The sequence below is a fragment of the Vibrio marinisediminis genome (assembly GCF_014050145.1).
Lineage (GTDB): Bacteria > Pseudomonadota > Gammaproteobacteria > Enterobacterales > Vibrionaceae > Vibrio > Vibrio marinisediminis.
This window is the reverse complement of record NZ_JACFYF010000001.1, coordinates 581,544-603,170: the sequence shown is the minus strand read 5'-3', so window position 1 is coordinate 603,170 and position 21,627 is coordinate 581,544. Positions and strand designations below refer to the sequence as shown.

The 21,627-nt window shown below is 44.6% G+C and carries 19 protein-coding genes; 4 read left to right on the top strand and 15 right to left on the bottom strand.

From position 1 onward, the window contains the following. Positions 1–10: 10 nt before the first annotated feature. From H2O73_RS02795 to H2O73_RS02750, 10 genes are all read right to left on the bottom strand, one after another. Positions 11–1,156 carry an efflux RND transporter periplasmic adaptor subunit gene (locus H2O73_RS02795; protein WP_182106294.1) on the bottom strand — a complete coding sequence of 382 codons (1,146 nt, stop codon included), beginning with the start codon at positions 1,154–1,156 and terminating at the stop codon, positions 11–13. 799 nt (positions 1,157–1,955) lie between these two features. Beyond that, positions 1,956–3,833, bottom strand: coding sequence for a propionyl-CoA synthetase (locus H2O73_RS02790; protein WP_182106292.1), 1,878 nt, complete (start codon positions 3,831–3,833; stop codon positions 1,956–1,958). A gap of 121 nt (positions 3,834–3,954) precedes the next feature. Beyond that, a complete protein-coding gene (gene prpF, locus H2O73_RS02785; RefSeq protein WP_182106290.1) occupies positions 3,955–5,154 on the bottom strand; it encodes a 2-methylaconitate cis-trans isomerase PrpF in 1,200 nt (399 codons plus the stop codon). Positions 5,155–5,166: 12 nt separating this feature from the next. Then, positions 5,167–7,764 (bottom strand): Fe/S-dependent 2-methylisocitrate dehydratase AcnD, encoded by a 2,598-nt coding sequence (acnD, locus tag H2O73_RS02780; protein ID WP_182106288.1) that lies wholly within the window; start codon positions 7,762–7,764, stop codon positions 5,167–5,169. A 168-nt stretch (positions 7,765–7,932) separates the two neighbouring features. After that, positions 7,933–9,060, bottom strand: a complete 1,128-nt coding sequence (gene prpC, locus H2O73_RS02775) for a bifunctional 2-methylcitrate synthase/citrate synthase (RefSeq protein WP_182106286.1) — start codon at positions 9,058–9,060, stop codon at positions 7,933–7,935. A gap of 119 nt (positions 9,061–9,179) precedes the next feature. Continuing rightward, the gene (prpB, locus tag H2O73_RS02770) at positions 9,180–10,076 is read right to left on the bottom strand and encodes a methylisocitrate lyase (RefSeq protein ID WP_182106284.1); all 897 of its coding nucleotides are present in this window, start codon (positions 10,074–10,076) and stop codon (positions 9,180–9,182) included. A gap of 12 nt (positions 10,077–10,088) precedes the next feature. Then, a complete protein-coding gene (locus H2O73_RS02765) occupies positions 10,089–10,793 on the bottom strand; it encodes a GntR family transcriptional regulator (RefSeq protein ID WP_182106282.1) in 705 nt (234 codons plus the stop codon). A 252-nt stretch (positions 10,794–11,045) separates the two neighbouring features. After that, positions 11,046–11,615, bottom strand: coding sequence for an SOS response-associated peptidase (locus H2O73_RS02760; protein WP_182106280.1), 570 nt, complete (start codon positions 11,613–11,615; stop codon positions 11,046–11,048). A 145-nt stretch (positions 11,616–11,760) separates the two neighbouring features. Further along, on the bottom strand, positions 11,761–12,141 hold the full coding sequence (locus H2O73_RS02755; RefSeq protein ID WP_182106278.1) for a hypothetical protein: 381 nt from the start codon (positions 12,139–12,141) through the stop codon (positions 11,761–11,763). 44 nt (positions 12,142–12,185) lie between these two features. Next, the gene (locus tag H2O73_RS02750) at positions 12,186–12,491 is read right to left on the bottom strand and encodes a monooxygenase (RefSeq protein ID WP_182106276.1); all 306 of its coding nucleotides are present in this window, start codon (positions 12,489–12,491) and stop codon (positions 12,186–12,188) included. A 138-nt stretch (positions 12,492–12,629) separates the two neighbouring features. On the opposite strand from H2O73_RS02750, the gene H2O73_RS02745 reads away from it, so the two are divergent. Continuing rightward, positions 12,630–13,520 (top strand): LysR family transcriptional regulator, encoded by an 891-nt coding sequence (locus H2O73_RS02745; RefSeq protein ID WP_182106274.1) that lies wholly within the window; start codon positions 12,630–12,632, stop codon positions 13,518–13,520. A 127-nt stretch (positions 13,521–13,647) separates the two neighbouring features. Here H2O73_RS02745 and katE2 read toward each other — a convergent pair whose 3' ends face one another. Further along, positions 13,648–15,078, bottom strand: coding sequence for a catalase KatE2 (katE2, locus tag H2O73_RS02740; RefSeq protein ID WP_182106272.1), 1,431 nt, complete (start codon positions 15,076–15,078; stop codon positions 13,648–13,650). 514 nt (positions 15,079–15,592) lie between these two features. Between katE2 and H2O73_RS02735 the strand changes: the two genes are divergently transcribed. Continuing rightward, complete coding sequence (locus H2O73_RS02735; RefSeq protein WP_182106270.1) at positions 15,593–16,756, top strand: amino acid permease; 1,164 nt, start codon at positions 15,593–15,595, stop codon at positions 16,754–16,756. 327 nt (positions 16,757–17,083) lie between these two features. Further along, positions 17,084–18,079, top strand: a complete 996-nt coding sequence (locus tag H2O73_RS02730; RefSeq protein WP_182106268.1) for a transporter — start codon at positions 17,084–17,086, stop codon at positions 18,077–18,079. Between the two features lie 95 nt (positions 18,080–18,174). On the opposite strand, the gene H2O73_RS02725 is transcribed toward H2O73_RS02730, so the two are convergent. From H2O73_RS02725 to H2O73_RS02710, 4 genes are read right to left on the bottom strand one after another with little or no spacing between them, the layout of a single operon-like run. Next, entirely contained in the window at positions 18,175–18,732 is a 558-nt protein-coding gene (locus H2O73_RS02725) for a hypothetical protein (RefSeq protein ID WP_182106266.1), read from the bottom strand. 2 nt (positions 18,733–18,734) lie between these two features. Beyond that, positions 18,735–19,412 carry a C39 family peptidase gene (locus H2O73_RS02720; protein WP_246335819.1) on the bottom strand — a complete coding sequence of 226 codons (678 nt, stop codon included), beginning with the start codon at positions 19,410–19,412 and terminating at the stop codon, positions 18,735–18,737. 1 nt (position 19,413) lies between these two features. Further along, positions 19,414–19,764: a carbon storage regulator gene (locus H2O73_RS02715; RefSeq protein ID WP_182106264.1), complete on the bottom strand. Its 351-nt coding sequence runs from the start codon at positions 19,762–19,764 to the stop codon at positions 19,414–19,416. Positions 19,765–19,778: 14 nt separating this feature from the next. Then, positions 19,779–20,411 (bottom strand): hypothetical protein, encoded by a 633-nt coding sequence (locus H2O73_RS02710; protein WP_182106262.1) that lies wholly within the window; start codon positions 20,409–20,411, stop codon positions 19,779–19,781. A 548-nt stretch (positions 20,412–20,959) separates the two neighbouring features. On the opposite strand from H2O73_RS02710, the gene H2O73_RS02705 reads away from it, so the two are divergent. Next, positions 20,960–21,607, top strand: coding sequence for a helix-turn-helix transcriptional regulator (locus H2O73_RS02705; RefSeq protein ID WP_182106260.1), 648 nt, complete (start codon positions 20,960–20,962; stop codon positions 21,605–21,607). The last annotated feature ends 20 nt before the right edge of the window (positions 21,608–21,627 follow it).

Genomic DNA, 21,627 nt, shown 5'->3' with positions numbered 1-21,627 from the left:
TGAATCCCTATTAGCTTGCTTTTGCATCGTTCATCACTGAAGGAACAACTGCAGCACCCGGACGAATTTTTTGCAATCCTTCCACCACAATCTTGTCACCTTCTTTCAGACCTGAAGTGATCAACCATTGGTTATCAATCGCTTCTGCTGTTGTCACGATACGCGATTCAACTTTGTTGTTTGCATCCACTACCATTGCCAATGCTTGGCCACGAGGGTTACGAGTGATCGCTTTTTGTGGCACAAGAATCGCTGCTGGATCGGTGCCGACAGTGATGATAGTGCGCACGAACATACCTGGTAGTAGCAAACCATCAGGGTTCGGGAACTCAGCACGTAGTGTTACCGCACCCGTGGTTTCATTTACTGTCACTTCAGCAAACTTCATCGAACCTTGGTGCGAGTAAACGCTGCCATCTTCCAAAATTAGACGTACTTGTGCTGATTCTGGCTGATGCAACTGACCGCTTGCGATACGCTGTTTAAGACGCAGCATTTGGGTACTTGATTGCGAAATATCAACGTTGATCGGATCCAGTTGCGAGATTTTCGCTAGTGCTTGAGCTTGGTTAGCAGTGACAAGCGCACCCGGCGTTACACTAGATTTACTGATTTGACCAGAAATCGGAGCCGCCACTTTGGTGTAAGCAAGATTGATGTTCGCGTTGTGGATTGCTGCTTTCGCAACTGCAACACTGGCTTTCGCTTCAAGATAAGCCGCTTCCGCTTGATCAAAGTCTTGTTGGCTGATGGCTTTAGTTTTCAGTAGTTCGCGGAAACGTTTCGCTGTCGCACCTGTTGATGCCAATGCCGCTTCTGCACGTTTTAGCTCTGCTTTTGTGCTGATCAACGCGGCTGCGTAAGTTGCATCATCAATTTGGTACAGAGATTGACCTTGCTCAACATAACCACCTTCAGTAAAGCTACGTGCTAGCACGATACCATTTACCTGTGGACGAACTTCAGCTTCTACATACGCTCGGCTACGACCCGGTAATTCCATAGTAATTGCTTGTGGCTGGCTCTTTAGTTCGATGATGCTGACAGGAACAGCCGGTGGTGTTTGGTCTTGAGATGCGGCGTGTGACGACATATCACAACCAGACAACCACAATGCAAGCGAAATTGCAGAAGCAACCCTAAGTTTATTGTTCATTTAATCTCCATTGAAAAATCTTCAACTTAAACGCGAAATCTTGCCGCTAATTTGGCGAATAAAGATCACCAAAATCACGTACTTTTTTAAATATAACGACGCCATCTGCCAGCAAAGAAATGCTTTACTATCCAAATGGTAAATAAGATGAGCAAATATGCCACAAATAGTGGCATCAATGTAGAGAAAAATACCCAATAAATAAATAAAAATTAATTCAATAAGTAATTAGCTCACCCTATTAAAATAATTTCACATGTCGATTAAAAAATTTATTCGAGATCGCGCGCAATTTAGATTAATAAATTTAACATATAGATATAGCTCACACCTTCACAAAACCAATCGATTAACGTAAATAAGCACACGAACACAATCAAAATATAGTCATTAAAAACAATGCAATAATGACAAAACCACAGTTTGAACATGCCATTTAAACTGTATATTTTATTAATAACAGTCCGTTTCTTTAGATAAAAAAGGAATAATAAAAGTAAAATAAATGTTATTTGACAATAAATTTAAAATTTGCATTTTGGATGAAAACATGAACAGCCAGACATAGAGACATCAACAATTTCATTGCCTGAAATTGCTGATTTGGTAATTAACCACCTCTCATTAATCCAAGTGATACTGCCTATTTATAAGTGAATTTTTTAGGAGAAAAATACCATTATTCTTCAAAGTAACAACTTCGCAATCGAGGAAAAAACAAACACCACAAGTACAAAAAAAGAGCGGCTCTCGCCACTCTTCAAATTCACTCAATTAGACGACTCTCACGACATCACTTTTAGCTGCGAAGTACTCGTTCAATCTCACCAATACTAGTAGGATCGTCGATCGTCGATGGAACTGTGTATGACTCGCCATCGGCAATTTGACGAATAGTTCGGCGTAAAATCTTACCCGAACGTGTTTTCGGTAAGCGTTCAACCACCAGCGCATGTTTGAAGCAAGCAACAGCACCAATAGAGTCACGGACCTTACTGACGAGCTCGCCTTCTAGAGTCAAATCATCAATACTGACACCATCTTTTAGAACCACAAAGCCAAGTGGTAACTGACCTTTCAGATCATCATGAATGCCGACTACCGCACACTCCGCAATAGCAGGATGCGCACCGACAATCTCTTCCATCTCACCCGTTGAGAGTCGATGCCCTGCCACATTTATCACGTCATCGATGCGCCCCATGATAAACAGGTAGCCTTCTTCATCAATGTAACCCCCATCGCCTGACACATAGTAACCCGGGAACTGACTCAGATAGCCGGTTTCAAAACGGTCATGGTTACGCCATACCGTAGGCAAACAGCTAGGTGGTAGTGGGCGTTTAAGTGCAATAAAGCCTTGCTGATTCGCCCCAACAGGCTCGCCGAGTTCGTTAAGAATTTCAACTTGGTAACCGGGAATAGGTTTAGTCGACGAGCCCGCTTTAACCGCCATCACTTCAAGCCCCATAGGGTTACCAGCAATAGCCCAGCCCGTTTCTGTTTGCCACCAGTGGTCTATTACCGGTTTACCAGTATGCTCTTCGACCCACTCCAATGTCGGTGGATCTAGTCGCTCACCAGCCATAAAGATGGTTTTTAACTTAGACAAGTCATATTGCTTAAGACTCTCACCTTGTGGGTCTTCTTTCTTAATAGCACGAAAGGCGGTTGGAGCTGAAAACAGAGCATCCACTTGGTACTCTTCACACATGCGCCAGAATGCACCCGGATCCGGCGTGCGAACCGGTTTTCCTTCATAAAAGATACTGGTGCAACCATGGATGAGTGGTGCATAAACAATATAAGAATGCCCGACCACCCAGCCCACATCGGATGCTGCCCAGAAAACACCATCTTGCGGTATGTTATAAATAGTGCTCATCGAGTATTTCATTGCAACAGCATGACCACCATTATCACGCACCACCCCTTTTGGCTTACCAGTGGTGCCTGAGGTATAAAGAATGTAGAGCGGATCAGTCGCCAATACTGGTACGCAAGCGTGAGGTAATGCATATTGATACGCTTGTTGCCAATCAATATCACGCTCTTGGTTTAACTCGGCTTCACATTGAGGTCTTTGCCATACAAACACTTTTTCTGGTTTCCAGCGACTATCCATGATCGCTTTATCAACCAGCGGCTTGTATGGGATCACTTTATTCACTTCAATACCACATGACGCCGTCATGATAACTTTTGGCTCTGCATCTTCAATACGCACCGCCAGCTCATTCGGCGCAAAGCCGCCAAAGACCACCGAGTGAATCGCACCCAATCGCGCACAGGCGAGCATCGCCATCGCCGCTTCAGGGATCATCGGCATATAGATAACCACGCGATCGCCTTTAGTAACACCCTGCCCTGCCAACATACCTGCGACTGTCGCTACTTTGTCGCGCATCTCTTGGTAACTGTAGCTCTGCTTGCTCCCCGTCACCGGTGAGTCATAAATCAGTGCCGTTCTATCGCCACGCCCTTGCTCACAATGGTAATCCAGAGCCAACCAGCAGGTATTTAAGATTCCATCTGGAAACCAACGTTCAATACCGTTCTCGTCATTGGCGATGATAGTTTTTGGGGCTTCAAACCAATCTATTTGCTTAGATTGTTCCTGCCAAAATTGCTCCGGTTGGGTCTGCGCCCATTGATATTGTTTTTGATATGCAGACATATTGCTTCCTCCAGTATGTCCTGACATTGCACCGTTTAGCGTTAGCTAAAAGCAATGCCATCGGTTTTGATCTTGCGCTTACTTAACCAAATGGAATAAGCAAACTCATTTATTCCATTATTTAGGCGAAGACATCGGAGGGGACTCGAACAAAGCCCTCCATCAGAACCCTTGCACTACGACTCATCGACACTTTCTTTATTACCCAATCACCACTCATTAAGCTGGCTTGAGCCCCCACCGTCAACGTACCGGACGGGTGACCAAAGGTAACTGTGCTTTTCTCACCGCCACCAGCAGCAAGATTAACCAGCGTGCCCGGAACACTTGCCGCAGACGCAATGGCTACCGCCGCCGTCCCCATCATCGCATGGTGCAATTTACCCATTGATAGTGCTCGAACGAGCAAATCAACTTCATCCTCTTTAATCGTTTTACCACTGGAAGAAACGCTCTCCTTTGCGGGTGAAACAAAAGCTACTTTAGGGGTATGTTGGCGGCTCTGGGCTTGCTCAAGATGATCAATCAAACCCATTTTCAGCGCGCCATGAGCACGAATGGTTTCAAACATGGCGAGTGCTTTCTCATCACCATTAATCGCTTCTTGTAACTCAGTGCCTTGGTACCCTAACGACTCTGCATCGATAAAGATGGTAGGAATACCGGCGGTAATTAAGGTGGCGTTAAACCGACCGATCCCCGGCACTTCTAGATCGTCAATTAGGTTACCCGTTGGGAACAAACTGCTATCACTGGCGGCTGGTTCAACAAAGTCCACAAGGATCTCTGCCGCAGGGAATGTGACGCCATCTAACTCGAAATCACCGGTTTCTTGTACACGACCATCGACCATTGGTACGTGAACAAGAATGGTTTTCTTAATGTTAGCCTGCCACACTCGCACTTCAGCAATACCATTACGTGGTATACGCTCTGAGTTAACCAGACCCGCTTGAATAGCGAATGGACCGACCGCGGCGGAGAGATTGCCGCAGTTGCCACTCCAATCAACAAAAGGCTTGTCAATTGAGACTTGCCCGAACAGGTAATCGACATCGTGATCATCGCGGCTGCTTTGCGCCACAATCACGGTTTTACTGGTACTGGATGTTGCCCCACCCATACCATCAATTTGCTTGCCGTATGCATCAGGGCTACCGATAACGCGCATCAACAGCTTGTCGCGCGCTTCTCCCGCGGTTTGTGCTTCAGGTGGCAAATCATTAAGGCTAAAAAACACGCCCTTACTGGTACCACCACGTATGTACGTCGCGGGTACTCGTAATTGAGGTTTAGGTGGTAATAAATGAGTGTGAGTCATATTCACTGTCCCCTACTGCGCCAAGAAATCTTGCGCGAAGCGTTGCAAAACACCACCCGCTTGATAAACACTCACTTCATCAGCGGTGTCTAATCGACAAGTCACGGCAACATCGAGCTTTTCACCGTTTGCACGAGTAATCACTAGAGCAAGATCCGCCCCCGGAGCAATATCACCAACCACGTCATACAGTTCTGTACCATCAAGCCCTAAAGTATTGCGGTTAGTGCCTGCCTTAAATTGCAAAGGCAGTACTCCCATGCCAACTAAGTTAGTACGGTGGATACGCTCAAAGCCTTCAGCTGCAATCGCTTCGACACCAGCAAGGCGTACACCTTTTGCTGCCCAGTCTCGCGACGAACCTTGTCCATAGTCAGCCCCCGCCACAATAATCAATGGCTGCTTACGGTTCATGTAAGTTTCAATCGCTTCCCACATTCGGGTCACTTTACCTTCCGGCTCAATACGCGCTAATGAACCTTGAACCACTTCTCCATTTTCCTTAACCATTTCATTGAACAGTTTTGGGTTGGCGAAGGTGGCGCGTTGCGCGGTTAAGTGATCACCTCGGTGGGTGGCGTAGGAGTTAAAGTCTTCTTCTGGTAAGCCCATTTTGGCAAGGTATTCACCTGCTGCGCTACTTGCCATAATCGCATTCGACGGTGAAAGGTGATCGGTAGTGATGTTGTCACCCAATATCGCCAATGGGCGCATGCCTGATAATGTTCGCTCACCCGCAAGCGCACCTTCCCCCTCTTTTTGCCAATACGGCGGACGGCGAATGTAGGTGCTCATTTCTCGCCAATCATAAAGTGGACTTGGGCTTCGTTCGCTGTCATCAAGCTTAAACATCTGAATATAGATTTGCTTAAACTGTTCAGGCTTAACTGACTTGCCTACCACCTCATCAATCTCTTCATCACTTGGCCAGAGATCATTTAAATAGATCGGTTCACCTTGTGCATTAGTGCCTAGCGCATCGCGCTCAATATCAAAGCGAATGGTGCCAGCCAACGCATAAGCTACAACCAAAGGAGGGGACGCCAGAAAAGCTTGCTTGGCATAAGGATGGATTCGACCATCAAAGTTACGGTTACCGGAAAGCACCGCGGTTGCGTAAAGATCGCGATCAATGATCTCTTGTTGAATATCTGGGTCCAGTGCTCCGCTCATGCCATTACAGGTGGTACAAGCGTAAGCCACAATGCCAAATCCCAGCTTTTCCATCTCACTAAGCAGACCCGCTTCTTCTAAATAAAGCTTGGCGACTTTGGAACCTGGAGCAAAAGATGACTTCACCCATGGCTTACGCACCAAGCCCAATTGATTGGCTTTTTTCGCCAACAAGCCCGCCGCTACAACGTTACGTGGGTTACTGGTATTCGTGCATGAGGTAATGGCTGCAATAATCACAGCGCCATCAGGCAGTTGCCCATCGTCTTGTTGCCATTCACTCGCAATGCCGCGCTGCGCCAGCTCAGAAGTAGGTAAGCGACGATGTGGATTAGACGGTCCCGCCATGTTGCGAGTAACGCTTGATAAATCAAATTCAAGCACGCGTTCATATTGCGCGGTTTCAAGATCATCCGCCCACAAACCCGTTTGTTTGGCGTAGTTCTCCACCAGGGCGACTTGCTCATCATCGCGACCTGTCAGTTTTAAGTAGTTGATGGTTTGCTCATCGATATAAAACATGCCCGCGGTCGCGCCATATTCTGGCGTCATGTTTGAGATGGTTGCTCTATCACCAATGGTGAGATCACGAGCCCCTTCGCCAAAGAACTCTAGGTAGCTTGAAACGACACGTTCGTTACGTAAAAACTCGGTAATGGCCAATACAATGTCGGTGGCGGTAATGCCCGGTTGGCGTTTACCTGTCAGCTTCACACCAACAATATCGGGTAAGCGCATCATGGAAGGACGACCAAGCATAACGGTTTCCGCTTCAAGCCCGCCCACGCCAATGGCGATAACACCCAGTGCATCCACATGAGGAGTGTGGCTGTCAGTACCAACACAAGTATCAGGGTAAGCAATACCCTGTTTGGCTTGGACCACGGGTGACATTTTCTCTAAATTGATCTGGTGCATAATGCCGTTCCCCGCAGGGATCACGCTGACATTTTCAAATGCGGTTTTACACCATTCAATAAAGTGAAAGCGGTCTTCATTACGGCGATCTTCTATTGCTCGGTTTTTTTCAAACGCGTGCTCATCAAAGCCACCATGCTCCACGGCTAGTGAGTGGTCGACGATCAGTTGTGTCTCTACCACAGGGTTTACTTTGGCAGGGTCGCCGCCTTGATCAGCAATGGCATCACGTAGACCCGCTAAGTCAACCAACGCGGTTTGGCCAAGAATGTCATGGCACACCACGCGCGCTGGATACCAAGGAAAATCGAGATCGCGCTTACGATCAATCAGCTGTTTTAGACTCGCTTGTAACATCTGTGGTTCACAACGGCGAACCAGTTGCTCAGCAAGAACACGCGACGTGTAAGGTAATGTGCTATAGGCATTTGCTGAAATGGCATCTACCGCTTCACGCGCATCGAAATAGTCGAGTGACGTGCCTGGCAACGGCTTGCGGTATTGGCTATTTATACTCATGGGCTTACTTCCAGATTTGTTATGTTTTACCCCAATAACTCCGAAACGATTGGCGCTGACCTTTTACTGCGAAGAAAATTTCTTAGCACTAAGGCACTTGTGGCTAAGACAACCATCGTTTCGGCTATCACTGCCTCTGAACAAATATGTCAGAGGCAGTTTCCGCGTTTATCGCTGCTCAATCGGCACCCATTCTTGATGTTCAGGACCGGTATAATCGGCACTTGGGCGAATAATGCGGTTATTTTCACGCTGCTCAAATACATGTGCCGCCCAACCGGTGAGTCGGCTCATCACGAAGATTGGCGTAAACAATTTAGTTGGGATATCCATGAAGTGATAAGCCGAAGCATGGAAGAAATCGGCATTGCAGAACAAACCTTTCTCACGCTTCATTACCGACTCTACGCGCTCTGACACTGCGTAAAGATGAGTGTCGCCCACCGCTTTTGACAATTCTTCAGACCAACGTTTGATCAACGCATTGCGCGGGTCGCTCTCACGATAAATGGCGTGACCAAAGCCCATGATCTTGTCTTTGTTCTCAAGCATTTGCATGATGTTGGCTTCGGCTTCTTCCGGCGTTTGCCAGTTTTCAATCATCTCCATTGCGGCTTCGTTGGCACCGCCATGCAAAGGACCACGCAAGGTACCGATAGCACCCGTGATGCACGAGTGAAGATCAGACAATGTTGAAGCACAAACACGGGCAGTAAACGTAGACGCATTGAATTCATGCTCTGCATACAAAATCAATGAACAGTGCATCACTTGTTTGTGTAACTCACTCGGTTCTTTATCCGTTAGCAGTTTAAGGAAGTAACCACCAATTGAGTCTTGTGACTGATCTTCCGTGTCCACTCGCACGCCATCATGGCTAAAGCGGTACCAATAACAAATCATCGCAGGGAAAAGTGCCAACAAGCGCTCTGTTGCGGTTAACTGCTGAGAAAAGTCATCTTCTTGCTCTAAATTGCCAAGAAAAGAACAACCAGTTCGCATCACATCCATTGGGTGTGCGTCAGCAGGAATCAGCTCTAACGCGTGCTTAAGCGGTTGTGGTAACCCACGTAGATTTAGTAGGTGCGTTTTATAGGTATCAAGCTCTTGTTGATTAGGAAGATGACCACGCAATAAAAGATGCGCGACTTCTTCAAACTGAGCATTATTGGCGAGATCGGTAATATCGTAACCACGATAAGTTAAACCAGTCCCCGATTGACCGACAGTACATAATGCAGTGCTACCAGCGCTTTGGCCACGTAGACCTGCGCCACCTAATTCTTTAGAAGGCATGTTGAACTCCTTTTCTGTCTGACTGCTTGCTCTCTTGCGGAACTCTTTTTTGCAGTGCTGACTTTTTCACGTTAGTTAAGATTAATGAGATAAAGTATTTCTTGGGCTTCCTGAGATTATTACTTCCCTTCAGAAAACAGCTTATCGAGCTTGTTTTCGTAATCGTGATAATTCAGGTGTGCGTACAACTCATTGCGGGTTTGCATAGAAGGGATCAAGGCTTCTTGATTGCCTTCACTGAGTAAGTGTTGGTAGACCATTTCTGCTGCCTTGTTCATCGCGCGGAATGCGCTCAATGGGTACAGCACCATATCAACATTCACTTTGGCTAATTCTTCACCACCATAGAGCGGTGTTTGACCAAACTCAGTAATGTTGGCAAGAATCGGCACATGCTTTCCTGTTGCTTCTGCTAATGCCTTGGAGAACTGAGCGTATTGTCCAAGTTCAATCATCGCTTCAGGGAAGATCATGTCAGCACCCGCTTCTACGCAGGCAATCGCACGTTCAATGGCTTGATCCATGCCTTCGACTGCTAACGCATCCGTGCGCGCCATAATGACAAAGTTGTCATCGTTACGAGCATCCACCGCCGCTTTCACTCGATCTGCCATCTCTTGCTGGCTGACAATCGCTTTGTTCGGACGGTGACCACAGCGTTTTTGCGCCACTTGGTCTTCAATATGAACGGCCGCAGCCCCCGCCTTTTCCATCGCTTTAATGGTGCGAGCAATATTGAATGCACCGCCAAAGCCGGTATCGATATCCACCAATAAAGGTAAGTCGCAAGCGTTGGTAATACGGTCTACGTCCACTAGCACATCGTTGAGCGTAGTAATGCCAAGATCAGGCAAGCCATACGAAGCATTGGCGATGCCGCCACCCGAAAGGTACACCGCTTGGTGACCCACATTTTTCGCCATCATGGCGCAATATGGGTTAACCGTGCCGACGATTTGTAAAGGATTATTGTTTTCTACAGCGAGTCGAAACTTCGCCCCCGGAGATAAGCTCATGACGATTTCCTTCTAGTCATTTTCAGCAAGTGAGATTCGTTGCTCTATGAGTTTTCGACTGCCAGAGATGTGGCGTCGCATTAGCATTTCTGCCAATTCTTCATCGCGATTACGGATCGCCTGAAGAATAAATTTATGTTCATTGAGTGCCTCTTTAGGGCGAGATTGAGCACGAGGAGATTGATAGCGATACATGCGTAGCAAGTGATATAACTCGTCACACAACAGAGAGATCAGTTTTTGGTTTCGGCTGGCTTTGATGATGCGATAGTGAAAGTCAAAGTCCCCTTCTTGATGGAAGTAAGACGCGCCCTCCACTTCATCAATATGGTTGGAATGCTTGGCAAGCAGCATCTCAAGTGCAAGGATCTCTTCTTGGCGGATATGCCTTGCCGCAAGGCGTGCAGCCATCCCCTCAAGCGCTTCTCGAACCGCGTATAACTCGACCAGTCTTTCCGGTGAAAGAGTAATCACACGAGCCCCAACATGGGCAATACGCTCAATCAAGCCAAGCCCCTCTAAGCGCATCATTGCTTCACGAAGCGGACCACGACTAACTTGATAATGCTTGGCAAGCTCTGGCTCGGAGATTTTGCAGCCTGACGCCAACTCACCATTAATGATCGCTTCAATTAAAGCTTCCGTCAGCGTGACTGACTTGGTGCTTTCTTTGTCGCTCAATCGATTTTTAAGTTCTGTGTTTACTTCGCTATTCATATTCAATACTCAGTTGTCGTATTGCTTTAGCCACATTTCGCCTAAAACATTGCGTCAACATTTTGTTAACCTGAATATAAAGTAGACCATGATATTGTCGACAATCAAGTAGATTGTCGACAATTTAGACTAAGGTATAATGCCTAAAAAGCTGGATGGAAGAATAGAAACCAAGCTTATTCTCGCCGCTTACAGCAAGCCGATTTAGAGCTGAGAATCGTTAGGTACATACGGAAAAAACAAACAGAACTATTAGCCCTTAAACTCAATACTAACAATGGGTTGATGCGAAATTGACAGGTAATTTCGCGCCTCTTCTTCAGTCGCTGTCAACCATTGGTAAATTCCGATTTCCGGGACTAAAAATGGCATGCGATGGTGGTACTGAGCACATTGTGAGTTGGGTTTTGTTGTTAAGGTTACTAAGTTGTTACTGTTGACAATTACACCTGCAATATACAAAGGCGAGCTATCAGGATTGCGGAATAAAAACTTTTCTTTGCGACCAGAGCCTGCTTGTTTTCGCCACTCATACCAACCAGAACAAGGCACAACCACTCTTTGATGAGCAAAGCCGTGCTTAAACGTCGTCTTATTCGCCACACTCTCAGCTTGAGCATTGATGATCAACCTTTTCGCCCAGCTGGGTTTTATTCCCCATGGCACATCCCATTGCAGATAGCCGCCCTTTTGGAAAACAATGGTTGAAACGGTTTCACTGGGCTTTAAGTCTTCACCCAAATGAGGGACAAAATGAATACCCAACAACTGCGACACCAGTCGAGTGAGAGGATCATCGGTAATATTAAGCCGTCCACACATATTGCCTCCCGCTTTATCTTCAGTGATCAAGCCAGATTAACAATTCAACATATAAAATCAGTGTAGTGCTCAATAACCTTGGGACACAAAAAAGCCTCAATACCTTGAGGCTTAAGTGCAAAACTGTGAGTAGACCGAGAATCGCTTATCCGTGCGCCTGCTTTTTCAGTTGTAAAAACGTAATCACACTCAACAGCAAAAAGAACGCAGGATCACTCCAACCAAAACCAACAAAAATTCCTGTCACACCGGCATAAGTAGTGATCACCACACCAAGCACGTTGGTCACTAACAATGCTTTAATAATCTGCGTCATCGCTTGACCGGATTCGATATCACGCATCATCAAGCTAACAGCCGCCACACCGCCAAGAAAAATAGAAGTGTGTTGTGAAAGGAAATAAGCATATTGGTCGTTAATTTCCACACCATACATCGGCCACATCAGGCTCGGCACAAAAAATAAAGCGAATGCAAACACCGTATAGATAGCACCATGCACGGTTAAGAATGTTTTGTTGTTCATAATATAAAATCTAATAATTTACACTGTTAATTGAGAGCACTACTTTATTGTAGTGGAGCTTGGTTAATTGCGCTTAGTGGCTGATTAATATCAAAAATCACCCCACGAATATTACTAATACCCATTTGAGTTAAGCGCTCAGTATGCATTGCCAAATACGCCGTCGCGGTTGCTTCGTCTTCGAACAAATAAATACCACCACCAAGTTGGTCTTTCTCACTCAGCGTCCAAATTTTCCAGATGACGCCCGGCTCTTGATTAATTGACTCAGCCAAGCCTGTCATTGCTTGTGTCATCTCTTCACCGAATGGTCCTTGAAAATCAAAATCCACTTGTAATAGTTTTGCCATGGTCGTTATTCCTTAATTTGTCTGATACACGTTAACAACGAATGCCAACTGGCTTGTTGTCGATAAGATGATTATCGCCTTTATATTTTCGACAAAAAAGTTCATAATTTTGCCATTAACTGTCTAAAAAATTGACCAATGAGACTCAAAACCACTTTAGAGCAATGGCAAACACTGCATTACATTGACCAAGCCGGTAGCATACAAGCGGCAGCTCAGGCGCTGAACAAAAGCCACACGACACTGATTTATTCAGTAAAGAAGCTGGAACAACAGTTAGGTATTGAGCTCATTGCTGTGCAAGGTAGGCGGGCTGTTTTAACCGAACACGGAAAAACGCTGTTGCGACGTGCCGATTCAATGCTGGAACAAGCACATGAACTGGAGATGATCAGTACGCAATTAAGTAGCGGCGTGGAGTCACAAATTACGGTGTCAATTGACCACCTATGTAATCCAAATTGGCTCTACCAGCCCATGCAGCGCTTTTTGCAAGACAACAGCGCGACCTCGATTCAGGTCATCGAAACCTCATTAAGCAAAACCACAGAGATGGTGGTGAGCGAGCAAGCCGACATTGCCATTATAAACTTGCCTATCACCAACTACCCTGCAGAAGCATTCGGTACCACGACGATGGTTCCCGTGGTGGCTAGCCATCATCCACTCGCAAGCAAAACATCACTCTGCTTGGCGGACTTTTCGACCACTTGCCAGATAGTGGTGCGCGATTTAGGTGACTCAACCAGCAGCAAGCGTGATGTGGGTTGGCTAAAATCAAGACAACGGATAACTGTCGACAATTTTGACCATGCCCTACGTGCCATTGAGCAAGGTGTAGGCTATTGCCGCCTACCATTGCATATGGTGAGTGAGCGCATTAATCCCAACATCAAAGTGGTCAATATTGAGCAATCAGAACGTTATCAAGTGGCGTTACATTTAACGCTGCCAAAAGGCGCAAAAACCGGTCCAGCCGCAACTGCGTTTTATCAGCTATTACTCAACCAAGCCCAACAGCGCTGTTAAACAATATGTATTGAGCTCTATATAGAGGACCGTATACCCAAGTAACCTCAAGATGCTTGGGTATAAATGCTGAGCAGAAAAAAGGCGCTTTCGCGCCTTTAGATATATTGTTTGCAACAAATGGTCGTTATAGACCCAGTACGGCTTGTAAGCCTTTACCATAATCCGGATCAGCTTGATAAGCGTGATCAACATGGCGCTGCTTAATGAAGTCAGGCACGCCGTCCATTGCCGCCGCCGTATTATTAAATAGCTGTTGGCGCTGCTCTTCATTCATGAGACGGAATAGATCCCCCGCTTGGCTAAAGTAATCTTCATCCACACGGTGATCGTAATGATCAGCGTCACCTGAAATGCGCATCGGCGGCTCAGAAAAGTCTGGCTGTTCCGCCCATTCTTGTTGATGATTTGGCTCATAACCAATCGTTGAACCAAAGTTACTATCAACACGCATCGCACCGTCACGGTGGTAGCTGTGAACAGGGCAACGTGGCGCATTGACCGGAATTTGATGGTGGTTGACCCCTAAGCGGTAGCGTTGTGCATCACCATAAGCAAACAAGCGACCTTGCAACATTTTATCTGGTGAGAAGCTGATCCCCGGAACCACTGCCGCTGGGTTAAACGCCGATTGCTCCACTTCCGCATAGAAGTTTTCAGGGTTACGATTTAACTCAAATTCACCAACCGGAATGAGTGGGTAATCTTTTTGTGACCACACTCTGGTTAGATCGAATGGGTTGAAGTTGACTTGGTCCGCCTCTAGCTCAGGCATGATCTGTACGTACATTTTCCACTTCGGAAAATCTTGACGCTCAATCGCTTCATACAAATCACGATGATGGCTTTCACGATCTTTACCAACAATCTGCTCTGCTTCTTGATCGGTTAGGTTTTTGATGCCTTGCTGAGTTTTAAAATGGAATTTTATCCAGTAACGTTCATTATCCGCGTTGATAAAGCTAAACGTATGGCTACCAAACCCGTGCATATGGCGGTATGACGCCGGAATACCACGATCACTCATTACAATGGTCACTTGGTGGAATGCTTCTGGTAATAAGGTCCAAAAATCCCAGTTGTTGGTCGCGCTGCGCATGTTGGTGCGAGGATCGCGTTTTACTGCGTGATTCAAGTCAGGAAATTTTAAGGGGTCACGAAGGAAGAAAACCGGCGTATTGTTGCCAACCAAATCCCAGTTGCCTTGTTCAGTATAAAACTTAAGTGCAAAACCACGAATGTCACGTTCAGCATCAGCGGCACCACGCTCTCCCGCTACGGTAGTAAAACGCGCGAATAACTCTGTTTGCTTGCCGATTTCAGAGAATAGTTTAGCTCTAGTGTATTGCGTAATGTCGTGAGTAACCGTGAATGTCCCATAAGCACCAGAGCCTTTTGCGTGCATACGACGCTCAGGAATAACCTCACGGTCAAAATGTGCCAGCTTTTCCAAAAACCAGACATCTTGTAAAAGTTGTGGTCCACGAGGACCTGCTGTCATCACATTTTGGTTGTGAGCAACAGGACAACCAGCAGCAGTAGTCAGTTTCTTACTCATCGCTTCATTCCTTTCAGGTATTATTTGATGTTTTTTCCGGCAAACGCCTTATTGATACCCTGAAGATTAGACCCAGTTTGCTGTTTTATATAGCCGCTTATACTTATTACTATGATAGGCGTTCGCTATGGTTTAAAAGCCCAAAATGATTTCAAGAAGCAGAGATAGATTCATAACAAGACCGCCCTTTAAATGAGCTAGAACGATGAGTCCAATCAATAAACATTAACAAACAATCACATAGTAAGTGCTTAAAATGACTTCACTTTTACCTTTCAGCCACGACAACAATGTCTATATTATCAACAACATGGTTATTTAACTGACTGATTTAACACTAATTAAGCGTTTTTTACTCATGGTTACTCGCGAGAACAAGCTCATTCATTAGAAAAACTATTCCCAGAGATAAAAATTTTTTATGCGGTTTTTAGAGAATAATTTGCTAGTCTTGGCAAATTATTTTTACATGTCGTTCTGAAATTATTTTCAGTAAGGGTCTTTTCTTTTGAACATGAAGTTGTTTGGCAGTTCCCTGATTTTAGCGGGAACCGCGTTGGGTGCAGGTATGTTAGCTATTCCAATGGTATTAGCTCAGTTTGGTTTTTTTGTAAGTGCCGGCTTGATGTTCGTAATCTTTCTTGGGACCACTTATGCCACTCTTTTATTGGCAGAAGCATGTAGTAAAACAGCACAAAGTACCAGTATGAGTAGTATCGCGTATTTCACTTTAGGGCGAAAAGGCATGCATATTACCAACATACTGTTTTACTTGCTGCTGGCCTGCTTAATGATCGCCTACATCATTGGCATTGGTGACTTGCTGCATAGCATGTTGCTTGAAGTTGGTGTAGATCTCTCCCCTGTCGTTGGCTACACCCTATTCAGCCTAGTCATGGGCTTGGTTGTTGTCGCTGGCAAGTCATACATTGATAAGCTTAATCGCGGTTTGTTTATTTTGATGATTGCAATGCTGTTTGTTGTCATCTTCTCGCTGTTCAATAATATTGAGCTAGCTAACCTAAGCCAAGAGAGCCAATTTACCACCACAGATGTCATACAATACAGTGCTGTCATCTTTACCAGTTTTGCCGCTATTATCGTGATCCCATCATTGGTTAGCTATAACCAAGACGCCACGACTAAGCAAATTCGCAACATGGTGCTATTGGGCTCGATTATTCCTCTGGTTTGTTACCTTGCGTGGCTATTTGCTGTTATCGGTAATCTAGGGGTTGATGCGGTAAGCCAGTTTGAGAACATCTCACAACTTATTGCTGCGTTTGATGCAGAGACAACCATGCTCAAAACGGTTGTTGGCGTTTTTTCTGCTCTTGCTCTGATCACCTCATACTTGGGTGTTTCAATGGCGCTGTATGACCAAAACAAAGATGCGGTCACCAACAACTCAGCCAAAGCTTATATTTTAACCTTCGTTGTGCCATTAATATTGGCCACCCTATTCGCTAATCAGTTCATTAGCATGCTCGATTACGCTGGCATGATATTGGTATTCCTAGCGATTTGGGGACCACTGGCAATCGTCATCAAGGTCCGCAAGCCAGATTTTGCCCAAAGTAAAAATGAAAACACCTATACAGCAACTGGCGGGCAACCAGCACTCGTTGCCACCTTTATGTTTGGTGCATTAATCTTTGTGTCTTGGTTTATGGGATAAGTTAAACCAAACGATAGTAAAAAGAGAGCCTTCTGGCTCTCTTTTTGTTTATAAACACTCAGCCAAAACGCGAAGCAATTTAATTACCAACAACGTGGTTATCGAGTCTCACTAATAAGACGAAGAAAAAATAGGAGTCTTTTTAAAACCTGACCAAATGTCGCCCCTCTCCCCATCCGTATATAATCTTCTTTTTTATCAATAACAAGCGATCAGTACTCAACACCCCGTACCTGTTGTTGTAAAAACAAACCGTAAAACACAGGTGGCAAGAGTGATATTACTGAACTAATTAAAAGAGGGGCCAAAGAAAAAAAGGACGATAAAATGGCAAAACCTCTGCTCTACTCACTTCCACTTCTGTTACTTGCTCCGCCACTTTTTGCAGAAACGCAAGATCCTGCAACCGATGCAAAAAGAGCACAAACAGTTGCCGATGTTATTGATAGACCCGGTGTATTGACTCCAGCAGGTCAGTTTGGTTTAGAAGCATCACTCAATTACTCACAAAACTCATCCAACAAGGTCAGTATCGTTGGCTATACGGTACTACCAGCGCTTGTTGTTGGTCTTATTGAAGTCAGTGACTCAGATAGAACAACCATTACAGCAGGCTTAACAGGGCGCTATGGGTTAACCAATGCCACTGAGCTTGAAATCCGAATTCCCTTTGTTTATCGAAATGACCAAATTTCAGCACGCCCAATCAGCAGTGGAGCGTCGGATGAAACAATCAATAAGGATTTAGATGGCGGCGGTATAGGGGATGTTGAGTTAGCAATTAGACATCAATTTAACTTTGAAACCGCTCCTTATTGGATCGGTAGTTTGCGAATTAAATCTGATACCGGTAAATCGCCTTATGAAATCGATGTCGACCCACTAACAAACGTTTTAAACGATGCCCCAACGGGTTCTGGCTTTTGGAGTGTTGAGCCGGGTATATCCATGATTTACCCAACGGATCCCGCGGTTTTGTTTGCAAGCGTTTCGTATATATACAATTTTGAAAACGATTTCGATATCAGTGGCGAAAATGCAAACATCGACTTGGGGGACACCATCTCTCTAGGTGCGGGACTCGGTTTTGCAATTAACCGAGATCTGTCTCTCTCCTTTGGTCTCAGCCATCAAACCATTCTCAAAAGTAAAGTCAATGGCAGAACGGATGACGAAGCGAAACTATTGCAACTCGACTCACTCACTTTAGGTATTAACTATGCCCTTTCACCCACCACTTCTCTTAATGTGAGTGCGCAAGCCGGGTTAACTGAAGATACTCCTGACTTCCAATTGAATGTTCGTATTCCATTTACGTTTTAAGTAATTTGTAGGTCTGTATACTTAGCTGTGCCAGCGTTTATTAATTAATCGCTGGCACATGTCGTATTGTAGAGGGGTAAATCAAAATTGAGGGGTTAATTAAAGTTAAATTGAAGCGATTGATGCAATTTATTGCTGCGCTCCAACCTTCTCAATGCACCATTCACTTGTGCGTCAACGTTCACTATGGTTTCAAAACCAATCACCGTACCATCCAATGAATTTTGAATGACTCGGTTTATCGCGGTTTGAGTCACACTTGGTAAAGGTGCTGTTATCTGGCTTACGCTGATCTGAGGTTGCGTTATGCTTGGTTGAACGACGTTGCTATTTGGCAAAGAAAAAGTATTTCCCTCCCCAACTTGAACAACGGCTGTCGTTGGAACCGTCACCTCAGGCTCAGTTGCAACTAATCGTCCGTTTTGGAAAAACAGATTGGCGATGTTGTTATTAAACATCGTTTCACCATTAATCGACGTTGCAATGTCGAGCCCAATATTGATCATAAAGTCATCACTAATAAAGCCTGCTCGATAACCTGATAATTCTTGATTATCAAGTGGATCAAGACTATCTAGTTGATAGTTTGATGCATACGCTGGAACTGTTAAGCACGCGCATACAGCGCTTATCAACCATGTTCGTCTGGACATTTCTAATACTCCCCAGGTTCGGGTAGCGTTGTACTAAACACACCTAGAGAATCTCGAGCTACACCAGATTCAAGGGGGGAAGGTGCGTATAGTGAGTAGTTGTCGTCGGATACATAGCTATTTTTGGCTATTTTGACGTGGCTACGAATCAAAAGAACGATGCCGGAATAATACTGAGCAAATTCCTCAAACTTCATCTGAATCGTTCCTCGTGAAGGGTCACCAAGGATGACAGAATGACTATTCATCCCCTTAATGACTACAAAATGCATATAACCATCAAAGTTAACTAACGTAATACCCGGTACTCCAAGTTGCTGCATTTTCGCTAGTGGTACTTTGAACCCGTCTGCTTTAAAGCCTAATGTTTCCAAATATTCTTTCATGTCTAGCAGTGAGAAACCGCTTTTCTTGATCTTTTCTTGATCACCAAGGTCATACATGATTCTGAAAATAGTGTCTTCATCTGACGGATATTCATAGTGGTAAGTAAGTAATGACGCAACCGCTGCCGATCCACAGCTAAAATCATATTGCTGGCGGATAACATCCCCAAACAATATCTCTTTATAGCTCTTAACCGGAACGTTGAACGCGCCTCGACTTGGCATGTAAGTTAATGCATTTGCGGATGCTGATACAACCAGCATCCACATCGCTAAGATTCGCCAAAAAACCATATCATTTCAGTGTCAGGTTAACGACAGTTGAGTTTTGAATCAGTACATTGTTACCGGTATTTTGTATAACATTGGTAACACCAGAAGTGGAGGCTAGTGCACCAGCAGCAATATGATTATTACCGCTTGTGGTACCCATTGCGACATTGCCTTGGCTTAAACCATTCACTTCCGAAGATGCCGATATACTATCAAGATCGATATTATATTGGTCACCTTCAACTATATACTGACCACCTCGCGAACTATCCATGGAATCCATGGATAGTTCGAAGTCGTCTGCCAGCACCAGATCTTCAGCATAAGCGTTCACAACCAGTAAACTGCTTATCGCTATTAGTGCTAAGCGCATGACATTCTCCATAATTAGTTAGTTTGTACTGTTGCGTTAGTAACAACAGATTGTTGAACCATAGAGTTTGCACCGGCAGATTGACCAACCGTAGTAATACCAGCGGCGTTGTTAAAACCAGTCATAGTGTTAGTGTTATTCACTTTCACACCAGCACCTGCACATTTATTACAACCGTGATGGTGGTAACCCATGCTCGCTGACTCACCATATTCAACGCTGGTGTTAGAGATATGACCATCTAAATCAGACTTAGCTAAAACCATATCAACTTCGAAGCTTAAATTATGACTAGCATCGATTTGGTTGTTACTGTTTCTCCAAGTATTGTCGTCATTACCGTTATTAGAGGTAAATTCGTTGTCGTCATTACCGTCATTAGATTTGTCAATCCAAATCAAATTATTGTCATCATTACCATTGTTAGTGTCGATATCATTATCATCGTTACCATTGTTAGTTGTGATGTCATTATTATCATGACCAGGACCATTACCAACATTGTTATCACTAAGTAGATCGTTGTTACTTAGCACATCAACATCAGTATCAGTTCCGCCATAACCACCGCCATAACCAGCCATCGCTGCACCGCTCATCATCATTGCTGCCATTGCAACCGCTATACCTGTTTTTTTAAGGTTCATAACATTCACTCCGTGTGTGTCCATTTCTGAATTTAGTTTTTATTGCCCGTGAGCAACTCGATTATAGGTAGGCATCCAGAAGCGCAAGTCTCAAAGTTGAGACTAAAAATGGGAATCAGATGGCGATGTTGGAAAATAAACTGAAACAGTGAATATGCATCTTAATAATAAACATGCAGTTACAGATACAGAGTGGTATTTAGATGAGCAAAGTATGAAGATCACAGCAGTATTCGTCTTAGATAAAGACTCATACTTTGACTCAATTTAACCCAACTAGATAAGGAGCCTAAGCAAGAGTGAAACACGCCAGAAAAAGAAATGTAATTAAATTCAATAGATTAATGAAATTATATTGAGATGGTGATTAGCTCCCCTCGGCACTAACTAAACCTAATGACTAGCCTCTAATGATACTTAAGTAAGTAAATTTTATGAATGCCCCTACTCACCCTTAAATCTTGAATATACTTTATCTGTTATATATACAAACCGGACTTGATTTTCGATCAAAGTATGAGGTAATTAATTTTACGGAGAGAGTGTTAATGTCAAATGAGCGGGTGGTGATTTTGTCAGAAAAAACGTTACAAACAAGCTTGATGGAACAGCAACTTACTGAAAAGCTGGATATCAATCTTGAGGTTCTCTCAGCTTTAGAATTAGCCCCTTCTGCAGCACAACAAGATATTGATCTGGTATTGGTTGATTTTGAACAACTGCAACTAATGGTCTCCAGTAGCACATTGCCTAATTTTGATCTGCTAAAAATCGATATTCTGATATACAACCTGCCACCAGAGTCAATCCAGTGTGATTTTATCTATTGGTCATCTCTAAGAGGAGTTCTACTGAATACCGCACCTATCGAGCACCTATACCAAAGTGTTCGTTACGTACTCCAAGGTGGCTTATGGCTACCCAGAAAGTGCTTAGAAAACTTAGTGATGCTGAGAAGAAACCCCAATCTTGAGCGGTGCCAGCTATATAAAACGCTCACCTCAAGAGAAAGGCAAATTCTTGACCATGTTGCGTCAGGAGAATCAAACAAGCAGATAGCGAACACACTTTATCTTTCTGAAAGTACAGTAAAGTCACATGTGTATAAGATTTTCAAAAAATTGGATGTGCACAAACGCAAAGATGCCATACACATAACGAAAGCTATGCATACTCACCATACAGATATTGAATAACCGGTGTTTAAAAAAGAGAG